Below are 12,364 nucleotides of genomic sequence, written 5' to 3'. Positions count from 1 at the left end.
ACATGCCAAACACCCCCGCGATTCTTCTATTTGGGGCGCATCCTTCCAAAAGGCGTAGAGAGCCATGACGACATCCGACGTAAGCCAGAGCGGCGACGCGAGCGAGACCGGCGAACCGACCCGCCGCGACTTTATCCACATTTTCGCCGCGGCCACCGCGGCGGCCGGCGCCGGCGCGGTCTTGTGGCCGCTGGTGCATCAGATGAACCCGGACGCCTCGGTGCTGGCCTTGTCCACCAAGGACGTCGATCTGTCCGCCGTGCCGGTGGGGCAGGCGATCAAGGTGATGTGGCAGGGCAAGCCGGTCTTTATCCGTCACCGCACCGAGGAGGAAATCAACGAGGCCGAAGCCGTGCCGCTTTCCGCCCTCAAGGATGACTCGGCGCGCAACGCCAATCTTCCCGGCGGGGAAGAAGCGACGGACGATGCGCGCGTCACCGCAGCCGACGGCGAGGCGCGCCCTGAATGGCTGATCGTTGTCGGCGTGTGCACCCATCTCGGCTGCATCCCGCTCGGCACCAGCGCCGGTGAAAACCGCGGCGACTATGACGGCTGGTTCTGTCCCTGCCACGGATCGCACTACGATCTCGCTGGCCGCATTCGCAAAGGTCCGGCGCCGGAGAATCTGCCCATTCCGCCGCTTGAGTTCCTTTCCGACACTGTCGTCAAGATCGGCTAGGAGAACGATAAGCAATGAGCCACGCTTCTACATATAAGCCGTCGACCGGCATCGAGAAATGGCTGGACAAGCGCCTGCCGATCATCCGCATGAGCGCGGATTTCATGGATTTTCCGACGCCGAAAAACCTCAACTACTGGTGGACTTTCGGCGGCATCCTCGCCGTCTGCCTGGTGATCCAGATCATCACCGGCGTCGTGCTCGCCATGCATTACACGCCGCATGTGGACATGGCGTTCAACAGCGTCGAACACATCATGCGCGACGTGAATTATGGCTGGCTCTTACGCTATATTCACTCGAACGGCGCCTCGATGTTCTTCCTCGCCGTTTATATCCACATGTTCCGCGGGCTTTATTACGGCTCTTATAAGGAGCCGCGCGAAGTCGTGTGGATGCTCGGCGTCGTGATCTTCCTCCTCATGATGGCGACGGCCTTCATGGGATACGTGCTTCCCTGGGGGCAGATGTCCTATTGGGGCGCGACGGTGATCACCAACCTGTTCTCGGCGATCCCGCTCGTGGGCGACGATATTCGCACCTTGCTCTGGGGCGGTTTCTCCGTCGACAATCCGACGCTGAACCGCTTCTTCTCGCTGCACTACCTCCTGCCGTTCGCAATCTTCGGCGTCGTGGCGCTCCATATCTGGGCGTTCCACACCTCGGGCAACAACAACCCGTCGGGCGTTGAGATCAAGGACGTGAAAAAGGACGCGGTGCCGTTCCATCCTTATTACACGGTGAAAGACGGTTTCGCGATCGTGGTCTTCCTGATCCTGTTCGCCGCCTTCGTGTTCTTCAATCCGAACGGTCTCGGCCATGCGGACAACTATATCGAGGCGAACCCGCTTTCGACGCCGGCCCATATCGTGCCCGAATGGTATTTCCTGCCGTTCTACGCGATGCTGCGGGCGATCACTTTCGATATCGGACCCATTCCGGCCAAGCTCGGCGGCGTCATCACGATGTTCTCCTCGATCTTGGTCCTCTTCGTCCTGCCCTGGCTCGATACGTCGAAAGTGCGCTCCATGCGTTACCGCCCGGTGGCGCGCATGTGGTTCGTCCTGTTCGTCGTTGCCGCCGTCGCGCTCGGCTATCTCGGCGGCAAGCCGGCCGAAGGCACCTATGTGATGCTCGCCCAGATCGCGACCGCCTATTACTTCGCCTTCTTCCTGATTATCCTGCCGCTTCTCGGCATTCTTGAAACGCCGAAGCCGCTGCCGCGATCGATCGCGGAATCGGTGCTTCCGAAAGCGTCAAAACCAGAAACCTCCGCCGCGCCCGGCGCGCCAGCGGCCGCGGAATAGGGGACGTACGAGAGATGAAACGCATGTTCACCGCCCGCACTTTGATGATCGCGCTCTTCGCGGCGTTCGCCGGCCATTCGGCGGCGCTCGCCGCCGGCGGGGGCGCCAAGCATCCCGAGCATCAGCACTGGCACTTTTCCGGGGTCTTCGGCACCTATGACCAGAACGCGCTGCAGCGCGGTTATCAGGTTTATGAAACGGTCTGCTCGAACTGCCACAGCCTCAATTTGGTGGCGTTCCGCAATCTCGGCCAGAAAGGCGGCCCTTTCTATCTTGCCGAGTGCCCTGAAGGCGTCGCGGACAGCATCGACTGCTCGAACCCGAACGACAATCCGATCGTCAAGGCGCTGGCGGCGAAATACAAATATCAGGTGACGGACGGCCCCGACGACACAGGGGAAATGTTCCAGCGCGAAGCCCTGCCGGCGGATCGCATTCCGCCGCCTTACGCCAACGAACAGCTCGCGCGCATGGCGAACAACAACGCCCTGCCGCCGGATCTGTCGCTGATCACCAAGGCGCGCAAAGCCGGTCCGGATTACGTTTACAGCCTGATTACCGGCTATGAAGATCCGCCGCCGACCGTCAATCTCGCTCCCGGCCAGCATTACAACCCCTATTTCGAAGGGGACATGACCGCCGTCATGAAGCCGGAATATCTTCATCAAGGCCATCCGGTCGACGGCGTCGAAGTCCCGCCAGGCGGCACGCTCGCCATGGCGCCGCCGCTCGCCGACGGCATTATCGAATATGGCGACGGCAGTCCGCAGACCGTGGAGCAATACGCCAAGGACGTCGTCGAGTTTCTGATGTGGGCGGCTGAGCCCAAGATGGAGGCCCGCAAGGCGCTCGGCGTGATGACGATCATCTATCTGATCATCCTCGCCTGCATTCTCTACTGGTCTTACCGCAAGATCTGGGAACACCTGAAAAAGTAGTCCTGAGGGTTTTGCGATTTTGAATACCGGACGGCGGCGCATAGACTGCGCCGCCGTTTTCATTTGAGGGGCATTGTGACCCGAAAACGCATTTTAGTTCTGGGCGCTTACGGCCTGATCGGTCAGGAGATCGCAACGGCGGTGCAGGACGCCGGTCACGAAGTCATCGGGCTCGTACGGTCTTCATCATTGGCTGAGCGCTTGCTTCCCTCCCTCGATTGCCGAACCGCAGACATCTCCAAACTGCTCACGCCAGAGGATTGGCGTCGGTTTGTTTTGGGGGTTGATGCGGTCGTCAACGCATCCGGCGCTTTGCAGACCGGGATGCGCGACAATCTGGGCGCTGTGCAGGACGCCGCCATCAAGGCTCTTATAAAAGCTTGTGAAGACAATGGCGTTCAAGACTATGTCCAGATTTCAGCGCCGGGCGCGGTTGAGACCGCCGAAACGGAATTCCTCCGGTCAAAGGCGCGGGCTGATGCTGTTTTGCGGCAAAGCACGCTCAACTGGGTGATCTTCAAGCCGGGGCTTGTTATTGCGCGCAACGCCTATGGCGGCACGGCGCTGATCCGCGCGCTGGCCGGTTTTCCCTTCGTTCTTCCCATCGTCCTGCCGGATGCGCGCATTCAGACAGTATCCGTCAATGACGTCGCGCAGGCCGTGCGCGCCGCAATCGATGAGCGTGTTGAAATGCGCACGGAATACGATCTTGTCGAGGATGCGCCGCATAGCTTGCTCGACATCACGCGCGCCTTTCGCGAGCAGATGGGTTTCTCCGTCCCTTTCGTTTTGCGGCTGCCCTACTGGTTCGGCGCCGTCGCTGCGCGTCTTGGTGATGCGGCGGGCTGGTTCGGCTGGCGTCCGCCCTTGCGCACGACTGCTTTGAAAGTCTTGCGCGATGATGTGCGTGGCGATCCGGCGCCATGGCGGGCAGCGTCCGGAGACGGCGTTGCAAAGATCGAGGAAACCCTGACGGGCATGCCCGCCACCATACAGGAGCGCGTTTTCGCCAGAGCCCAGCTCCTGACGCCGGTCGTAATCTGTCTGCTCTCGGCGTTCTTTATAGCGTCCGGCGCCATCGGTTTTGCGCAAAACGCCGAGGCGTCGGCGATCCTCGCTGACCGCGTGGGCGACAGCGCCGCGAGGCTTCTCGTTTTTGCCGGCGCAGCCCTTGATATTCTTCTGGGCGCCGCGATTCTCTTTCGTGCTTGGGCAAGACCGGCGGCAGCCCTCATGATTGGCCTGTCGATAGTTTATCTGGCCGCGGGGACGGTTTTTACGCCTCATCTCTGGCTCGACCCGCTGGGACCATTCGTGAAAGTGTTTCCGGTCATGGGGCTCGCCTTATGCGCTTTGCTGATGATTGAGGAGCGATAATGGAGTGGGTTCCTCTCCTGCGCTGGCTGCATGTCCTCGGCGCTTGCGTTCTTCTTGGGACTGGGGCGGGCATCGCTTTTTTCATGGTCATGGCGCATCGCAGCGGCGATGCGAAAGTGATCGCCCATACGGCGCATATCGTTGTCATCGCCGACTTCCTGTTCACGGCCTCGGCTGTCATCCTGCAGCCTGTCACAGGCGTTCTTCTCGCAATGTTGATTGGCTGGCGGTTGACGGAAGGCTGGCTTTTGCTGTCGATCATCCTTTATTTCGTAACCGGCGCTTTCTGGCTGCCTGTCGTTTGGATACAGCATCGCATGAAAAAACTGGCGAAAGCAGCAGCGCAGGCGGATTCGGTTTTGCCGCCGGATTATTTCCGGCTTTATCGTATTTGGTTTGCCTGTGGTTTCCCGGCGTTTTTCAGCGTTCTGGGCATTGTCTGGCTGATGACAAACCGGCCGGCGCTCGACCTGTGGTGAGAAGGGACGACCTATGACCGAACAAAAACGCGTTCTCGGGTTCATTGGTGGGTCGGGCGTTTATTCCATGGACGCGCTCGAAGATGCGCAGCGCCGCCAGGTCGACACGCCCTGGGGCGCGCCGTCAGACGCGCTGACCTGTGGGCGGCTGAACGGAGTCGAGGTCGTGTTTCTGGCGCGCCATGGGGCAGGGCATAAGCTGCCCCCCTCGCACATCAATTACCGCGCCAATATCGACGCCATGAAGCGCGCGGGCGTCACCGACCTCGTTTCGGTCTCCGCCTGCGGCTCTTTTCGGGAAGCGCTGACGCCGGGGACTTTCGTCATCGCCGATCAGTTCATCGACCGCACCACGATGCGCCCGAAGAGCTTCTTCGGTCCCGGTTTCGTGGCGCATGTCTCCATGGCCGATCCGGTCTGCCCGGCGCTCGCCGACGCCATGGAAGCGTCCTGCGAGGCGCTTGGCGTCCCCGTGCAGCGCGGCGGGACTTATATCTGCATTGACGGGCCGCAATTCTCCTCGCGCGCCGAATCCCATCTCTATCGCTCCTGGGGCTGCGACGTCATCGGCATGACCAACATGCCGGAGGCGAAGCTCGCGCGCGAGGCGGAGCTGCCTTACGCCACCGCCGCCATGGTGACCGATTACGATTGCTGGCATGAGACCGAAGGCGCGGTCGAGGTCGGCCTGATTCTCGAAACCTTGAAACGGAATACGGCGAATGCGGCGCGCATGGCGGCGGATCTGGCGCAGCGGCTGGGACCGACGCGCACGCCGTCGCCGCTCGGCGTCGAGACTGCGCTCGATATGGCGGTGATTACGCCGGAAGAGGCGCGCGACCCTGAGATGATGAAAAGGCTGGACGCTGTGGCGGGGCGTCTGTTTAAGCGTTGACCGCCAGCTTCGCCGGCGCCAGCGTTTCAAGATGCGCGGCGACCGGCTCGGCTTCGATCTCGACCGTCCACTCCTGCATCTCGTCGCCCACAAAGGTGAGTTTGAGCCCATAAGCGGCGCCTATATGCGCCTGCCAGTCATTCAAGCCCATCACGGCAAGACCGCGATTGCCGCGCCGTTCGATGCGCAGGCCGCTGGCGACCCAGCGGGTCGTCTCGGCGCTGATCCAGATCTTGCCGACATTTTCAAGAACGGCGGGATCGGCGGTGAGGATAGATAAGAAATGCCGATTGTAGCCGGGCTCGTCGTCAAGGCTGGAAGAGAGAAGGGCGCGGGCGGCAACCGGTGAGTTCACACGGATGAAGGGGCTTGAAATGCTAAGTTCCGGCGCCGCTTCGGACTCAGTGTCTTGCGCCTGAAGATCGCTGCGCGTCATCATGGCGAGCGAGCCTTTGCTCAGCATGATGGCGAAGCCTTCGGGGAAGACGCGGGCCACTTCGCCCTTGATATCGGGCAGGCCGCCAAAACGCACATCCACATGATCGCCTGCGCGCACCGGCATGTCGCTTCTGATGGCGAGGCTGCGCGAGGTGAAATTGAGCGCGGGGCTGAGATGTTCCGGTCCGCCATTGACGGAGAACCGGACTCCGAAGGCCGCTTCATACCGTTCCGCCCGGCGGCGGTCTATGTTTTCAACAACGCTCATGATGCGGACTATAGTTAGTCCGGATTAACTACGCGTAAAAACACGCCTAACAGCGGGTTAATACGGGTCAGGTGTTGAAGCGGAAATGCATCACATCGCCGTCCTGGACGATGTATTCCTTGCCTTCAAGGCGCATCTTGCCGGCTTCCTTCGCGCCCTGTTCGCCTTTGAGTGCGACGTAATCGTCAAAGCCGATGGTCTCGGCGCGGATGAAGCCTTTTTCGAAATCGGTGTGGATGACGCCCGCCGCCTGCGGCGCGGTGGCACCGCGCTTCACCGTCCAGGCGCGCGCTTCTTTCGGGCCGACGGTGAAATAGGTCTGAAGGCCGAGAAGGTCGAAACCTGCGCTGATCAGGCGGTTGAGGCCCGGTTCTTCAAGCCCAATGGTTTCGAGATATTCCGCCTGTTCCTCGTCGGAAAGCTGGGCGAGTTCGGATTCGATCTTGGCGGAAATGACAACGGCGCCTGCGCTTTCTTTCGCTGCACGGTCTTCGACAAGCTTTGAGTAAGCATTGCCGTCCGCCGCGGACGCCTCGTCCACATTGGCGACGAACAACACAGGCTTTGCGGTGAGCAATTGCAAACCGGCCCAGTCTTTCTTTTCTTCTTCGCTGATCTCCGCATTGCGGGCCGGATTGCCCTCGCGCAGTTCGGCCAGCGCCTTGTCCACGAGAAGGAGGAGGGCTTTGGCTTCCTTGTCCTGGCCTTTGGCTTTTTTCTCGAGATTGACCCGGCGCTTTTCGAGGCTTTCGAGGTCGGCGAGCATCAGCTCGGTTTCCACCGTTTCGAAATCCGCAATCGGATCGATCTTGTTCGCCACATGGGTGACGTCGTCATCGTCGAAGCAGCGCAGGACATAGACCACCGCATCGACTTCGCGGATATTGGCGAGAAACTGATTGCCGAGGCCTTCGCCCTGGCTCGCGCCTTTGACCAGCCCGGCGATGTCCACGAACTGCATCCGCGCCGGGATGATTTCCTTCGAGCCGGCGATTTCGGCGAGTTGTTTGAGGCGCGGTTCGGGCACCGCGACGTCTCCAACATTCGGTTCGATGGTGCAGAAGGGATAATTCGCCGCCTGCGCCGCCGCCGTCTTGGTGAGCGCGTTGAAAAGCGTGGACTTGCCCACATTCGGCAAGCCGACAATGCCGCATTTGAAACCCATGGAACGGTCTTTCTAGTTTTCCTTATCGCCGCGCTTTTTGAAGACTTCGGCGAAGACATTCAACGGAGATTTGGAGCCTTTCGGTTCCGGGCTCGCGGATTTGACCGCGGGCGGATCGTCTTTTTCGAGCGGCTTCGCTGGAGCCGGCTTTCTCTGCGGGGCCAGTTTCTGGGCGACCGCCGTCTGGAAGCGGTTGTCGTCCCCGTCCGCGAGATGCGCGGCCGCGCCGGCGATGGCCTCCAGCATCGGCCCGAGCCAGTCCTGATCGGTCTTGGAGAAGTCGCCGAGCACATGGCCGGTGACGCGGGACTTGTCGCCTGGGTGACCGATTCCGATCCGCACCCGGCGGAAATTGTTGCCGATATGGGCGTCGATGGAGCGGATGCCGTTATGGCCGGCCGCGCCGCCGCCGGTTTTCATCCGGATCTTGCCGGGGGCGAGGTCGAGCTCGTCGTAAAAGACGACAATGTCCTCAGGGGCGATTTTGTAAAACCGCGCCGCTTCGCCGACCGAGCGGCCGGAGTCGTTCATATAGGTCTGGGGTTTGAGGATCAGCGTCTTTTCGCCGCCGAGCAGGCCTTCGCGCAGCTCGCCCTGGAATTTCGAGCGCGCCGGGCTGAAACCGGCGGCGTCCGCGATCGCGTCCACGGCCATGAAGCCGACATTATGCCGGTGTCGGGCGTATTTGTCGCCGGGATTGCCAAGACCCACGAGAAGCAGCATGCGCGCGCTCCGGCTGGCCGCGGGGCGGCGGGGAAGGAAAGGGGAGCGGGATTACTCCTCTTTCTCGCCTTCGTCCTTGGATTCTTCTTCGCCCTCGGCCTCGCCTTCCGCTTCTTCGCCCTCGTCTTCGGAGGAGCGCAGGGCCGACGGCGCGGCGATGGTCGCGATGGTGAAGTCGCGGTCGGTGATGACGAAGGTGACGCCCTGAGGCAGGTTGATCGTCGAGGCATGGATGCCGTCGCCGATTTCAAGGCCGGAAACGTCGATTTCGAAGACTTCCGGGATTGCGGTCGCCGGCGCATAGACTTCGACATCGTGGCGCACGACGTTGAGGACGCCGCCTTTTTTGAGACCCGGCGAGCTTTCTTCGTTGATGAAGCGGACCGGAACGGCCACGTCGATGCGGGTTTTCTCATTGACGCGCATCAGGTCCACATGGACGAGATGGCCCTTGACCGGGTGCACCTGCACGTCGCGGGCGATAACCGGCTGCTGGCCGTCTTCGCCGGGAACGTCGATTTTGGCGAGGTGCGCAAGCAGGCGGCCGTTGACATAGGCCTTTTTGACCTCGTTTTCCCGGAGCGCGACCGCCACCGGATCAAGATCGCCGCCATAAAGAACGGCCGGCACCCAGCCGTCGCGGCGGGCCGCCCGGGCGTTGCCCGTGCCCGTCTTGTCGCGGGTTTCACAGTAAAAAACGTCGGTCTCGGCCATCGGTCTCCGCGTCCTTCGCGCAAAAAGCGCCGCAGCGGGGAGCCTCTCTTTCGGGCTCCCGCGGCGGCGGGAAATTCCTGATTGAGCGGCGGTCTATAGAGGAAAGCCCCGAGGACCGCAAGCGCGTAATTTAGGGCTTTTGGGGCCCTTTTGGCTGGGATTTCCGGCCTTTGGGCGGCGCGCCGGCGGTTCCGCCCGTTTCCGGCCCGGCCAACTGTGTTGGGGAGGGTCGGCGCGGACCTCCGGGCAGGGGCAGAATGCGCCCAGCCTCCGGGTGCTGGAAGGGAATATCCATGACGGTTTTTAAGCGCCTTGGCGCGCCGGGGCCGTCCACCGGCTTCGCCGCGGACGAAACGCCGGTCGAATAACTGGCGACCCAGGTGCGGATCGGAGAAGCCCTGCCCCCGGGAGCGGTTCAGGACGCAGCGAGGGAGCATTTGCAGTGTGACGGCGCGGGGCTCGCTCTGGCCGGCGATCTTGCGCGCCCAGACCGAGACGCCGCCGGGCGTCGAGAATCGTCTGCGGGCGGATTAACAAACCCGTAAAGTTTGATTGTCGAAACGACGACTTTTCGGGGGGGGGCTCGTTTTTGTTTTGCAACCGCATGCGCGGAAGGCGGCTGTTAACCATCGCCCGCTACTGTCTGACGAAAGGGGGCCGGCCTAAAACTCTCAAGGGTGCGTAATGTCGTCTGTCGGCGGGATGAATGAAAAGAGCGCTGCCGGTCCGTCCGGCATCAGGCTGATGATCATGGCGCTCGCCGCCGGCGCCTTCGCGGTGGTGTTCGTTTTTACGGTTTTTGCGACCTATTACGACATTTACGAACACCGCCTGCGCCAGAACGAGCTCGAAAAATATCTCGACACGGTTGGCGACGCGACCGCCTGGGGCGCAGACAGCTGGCTTTCCCATCGTATCCAGCTTGCTGAAAATCTCGCCGATTCCATCGCTGAACGTTTCGACGGTGAAGACGCCGTCGATATCGTGCGCAAGCCGGTCTATGAAGACACCTTTATCTGGACCTATTTCGGCGAAGTGAATGGCGGCTATCATATCTGGCCGCCCGACGACACGCTGCCCGAGGAATACGATCCACGCACAAGACCCTGGTACGCAGCGGCCATGATGTCGGGCCAGGCCACGTTGACCGATCCTTATTTCGACATCACCACCAATGTGGAGACGATCACCGTCGCCGCCCCGGTCTATCGCGAAAAAGAACTGATGGGCGTTGTCGGCGCCGATTTCTCGACGGCCTCGCTTGGCGAGGTCCTGTCTCAGACGAATATCGGCGGTCTTGGCTTTGCATTTCTTGTGAGCGGCGACGGAAAAATCCTCGCTCATCCGGACCGGCGCCTTGTCTCCCGCGATATCGGCGTCGCTTATCCGGGCGACCGTCCCGTCATCGGCGAGGAAGTCCAGTATCTGAAAAACTTGGATAAGCCGCAGATCGTAGTGTTCCGGCGCATCCCCTCCATCCCTTCCGTCGACTGGTATCTTGCTTTGTCAGTCAACGAACACGCCGCGTTTCAGAGCCTTCACGAGTTCAGGGCCTCGGCCGTGATTGCGACTTTCGCCGCCGCGCTGCTGCTGGTCATCGTGCTCGGCTTTGTCATTCATCGCATTCTCGTTCGCCCTTTAATGAATGCGCGGATCGCCGCCGATGCGGCGAATGTGGCGAAGTCGGAATTTCTGGCCTCCATGAGCCATGAGATCAGGACGCCCATGAACGGCATCCTCGGCATGGCCGAGGTCTTGAGCGACACCAAGCTTGATCAGCGCCAGCACGAACTTGCATCCATTATCGTTTCGTCGGGCAATGCGTTGATGACCGTCATTAACGACATTCTAGACTTTGCAAAACTCGAGGCCGGCAAGTTTCGTCTGACGCCGAGGCCATTCAATCTGCGTCAACTGGTTTATGAAACGGCGACAATGATGCAGGCGCGCGCCCTCGAAAAGGATCTGGAGCTGATTGTCCGCTATGCGCCCGGTCTGCCCGAAGGCGTCGTCGGCGACGACTCGCGGTTGCGCCAGGTGCTCGGCAACCTCATCGGCAATGCTGTGAAGTTTACTGACAACGGCTATATCCTGGTCGACGTCGCGGGCGAACGCGACGGGTCGAATCTCAACCTGTGTTTCAGCGTCAAAGACACGGGCGTCGGCATTCCGTCCGGGGAGATCCCGCGCATGTTCGAGAAATTCGAACAGGCGGACGGCTCGCATACGCGGCGTTTCGGCGGAACCGGACTCGGCCTTGCGATCTGTAAGAACATTGTGGAGCTGATGAACGGAGAAATCGGCGCCGAAAGCGAAGTCGGCAAAGGCTCGCGCTTCTGGTTCTCTTTGACTATGCCGGCGGACGAAACGATCCAATCCATGCCGGCGCCGGACAAATCGGCGTTTGACGGCTTGCGGCTTCTCGCCGTTGACGACAACGCGGTCAACCGGCGGATATTGCAGGAGCTTTTTGACAGCTGGGGCTTCCGCTCCACAATTGTCGGCGATCCGTTGCGGGCAATGGCGTCGCTTGAGAAGTCTGCGTCGGAAGAAGACCCGTTTCACGCGCTGATTCTCGATTTTCAGATGCCCGGAGAAGACGGGATCGATCTTGCAAAACGCATTCAGACCGACGCCAGGTTCGCCGATATTCCAGTCGTCATTCTTTCTTCCGTGGACGACAGCGCCGTCATGGAAAAGTCTGACGACGTTTCGGTCGCCGCCTTCCTGTCGAAGCCGGTCCGCCCCTCCAAGGTCATGGACGTGCTGGTGCAAGTTTTCAATGACCGCGCGCCGCGTCTGCTTGAGAAGAAAATCGTCGAGGAACAACCGGCAGAGTCTGCACCGGCGCTTCCGGCGAATGAAGGTCGCACAAAAGTACTGATCGCCGAGGATAATATGGTGAACCGGATGGTGCTCACCAAATATATCGACGACAACGAATTTGAAGTCATCGTCGCTGAAAATGGCGAGCAGGCTATCGACCTGTTCAAACAGCATGCGCCGGCCATTGTCATGATGGATCTGTCTATGCCGGTCATGGACGGGTTTGAGGCGACGGCCCGGATTCGTTCTTACGAAACCGAGGCCAATCTTCTGCGAACGCCCATCGTCGCAACCACGGCGCATGTGCTCGACGAAGACCGCGAACGCTGCCGCAAGGCGGGCATGGACGATTTTCTAGCCAAGCCGATCAAAAAGTCCTTCGTGGAGGAGGTGTTCGAACGCTGGCTCGGCGACGAACCGCAAAAGAGCGGCGCTGAAGCCGGCTGAGGCCCGCCGCTTTTTCCGATTTTGCTACTCTCCTCTGGCGGCGTGCGGCAGGCGCGCCTCCCGCCTTGGCATCCAAAATGACGCTTGACATCATTGCTGTCGACTGTA

11 protein-coding genes are annotated in these 12,364 nt (G+C 60.8%); 7 read left to right on the top strand and 4 right to left on the bottom strand.

All coding sequences use genetic code 11. The features are described from left to right. The first annotated feature begins 64 nt into the window (after positions 1 to 64). The 6 genes from petA to CW354_RS14950 all read left to right on the top strand — a co-directional run bounded on the left by petA (position 65) and on the right by CW354_RS14950 (position 5,675). The gene (petA, locus tag CW354_RS14975) at positions 65 to 679 is read left to right on the top strand and encodes a ubiquinol-cytochrome c reductase iron-sulfur subunit (RefSeq protein WP_104830906.1); all 615 of its coding nucleotides are present in this window, start codon (positions 65 to 67) and stop codon (positions 677 to 679) included. A gap of 14 nt (positions 680 to 693) precedes the next feature. Further along, positions 694 to 1,986, top strand: a complete 1,293-nt coding sequence (locus CW354_RS14970) for a cytochrome b (RefSeq protein ID WP_104830905.1) — start codon at positions 694 to 696, stop codon at positions 1,984 to 1,986. A 14-nt stretch (positions 1,987 to 2,000) separates the two neighbouring features. Next, positions 2,001 to 2,924: a cytochrome c1 gene (locus CW354_RS14965; protein ID WP_207764832.1), complete on the top strand. Its 924-nt coding sequence runs from the start codon at positions 2,001 to 2,003 to the stop codon at positions 2,922 to 2,924. Positions 2,925 to 2,999: 75 nt separating this feature from the next. Next, positions 3,000 to 4,301: an SDR family oxidoreductase gene (locus CW354_RS14960; protein ID WP_133162328.1), complete on the top strand. Its 1,302-nt coding sequence runs from the start codon at positions 3,000 to 3,002 to the stop codon at positions 4,299 to 4,301. Then, positions 4,301 to 4,780: a DUF2269 family protein gene (locus CW354_RS14955; protein ID WP_104830903.1), complete on the top strand. Its 480-nt coding sequence runs from the start codon at positions 4,301 to 4,303 to the stop codon at positions 4,778 to 4,780. The genes CW354_RS14960 and CW354_RS14955 overlap by 1 nt, the downstream gene beginning before the upstream one ends. A gap of 13 nt (positions 4,781 to 4,793) precedes the next feature. Continuing rightward, on the top strand, positions 4,794 to 5,675 hold the full coding sequence (locus CW354_RS14950) for an S-methyl-5'-thioadenosine phosphorylase (protein WP_104830902.1): 882 nt from the start codon (positions 4,794 to 4,796) through the stop codon (positions 5,673 to 5,675). Here CW354_RS14950 and CW354_RS14945 read toward each other — a convergent pair. From CW354_RS14945 to CW354_RS14930, 4 genes are all read right to left on the bottom strand, one after another. Further along, positions 5,665 to 6,381 carry a hypothetical protein gene (locus CW354_RS14945; RefSeq protein ID WP_104830901.1) on the bottom strand — a complete coding sequence of 239 codons (717 nt, stop codon included), beginning with the start codon at positions 6,379 to 6,381 and terminating at the stop codon, positions 5,665 to 5,667. The genes CW354_RS14950 and CW354_RS14945 overlap by 11 nt on opposite strands. A 67-nt stretch (positions 6,382 to 6,448) precedes the next feature. Further along, on the bottom strand, positions 6,449 to 7,546 hold the full coding sequence (ychF, locus tag CW354_RS14940; RefSeq protein WP_104830900.1) for a redox-regulated ATPase YchF: 1,098 nt from the start codon (positions 7,544 to 7,546) through the stop codon (positions 6,449 to 6,451). Between the two features lie 12 nt (positions 7,547 to 7,558). Next, complete coding sequence (pth, locus tag CW354_RS14935; protein ID WP_104830899.1) at positions 7,559 to 8,269, bottom strand: aminoacyl-tRNA hydrolase; 711 nt, start codon at positions 8,267 to 8,269, stop codon at positions 7,559 to 7,561. A 51-nt stretch (positions 8,270 to 8,320) separates the two neighbouring features. After that, the gene (locus CW354_RS14930) at positions 8,321 to 8,983 is read right to left on the bottom strand and encodes a 50S ribosomal protein L25/general stress protein Ctc (protein WP_104830898.1); all 663 of its coding nucleotides are present in this window, start codon (positions 8,981 to 8,983) and stop codon (positions 8,321 to 8,323) included. A 684-nt stretch (positions 8,984 to 9,667) separates the two neighbouring features. Here CW354_RS14930 and CW354_RS14925 point away from each other — a divergent pair. After that, the gene (locus CW354_RS14925; RefSeq protein ID WP_104830897.1) at positions 9,668 to 12,256 is read left to right on the top strand and encodes a hybrid sensor histidine kinase/response regulator; all 2,589 of its coding nucleotides are present in this window, start codon (positions 9,668 to 9,670) and stop codon (positions 12,254 to 12,256) included. Positions 12,257 to 12,364: the final 108 nt, after the last annotated feature.

The organism is Hyphococcus luteus (assembly GCF_002943565.1).
Taxonomy (GTDB): domain Bacteria; phylum Pseudomonadota; class Alphaproteobacteria; order Caulobacterales; family Parvularculaceae; genus Hyphococcus; species Hyphococcus luteus.
This window is presented reverse-complemented; position numbering and strand designations above follow the sequence as displayed.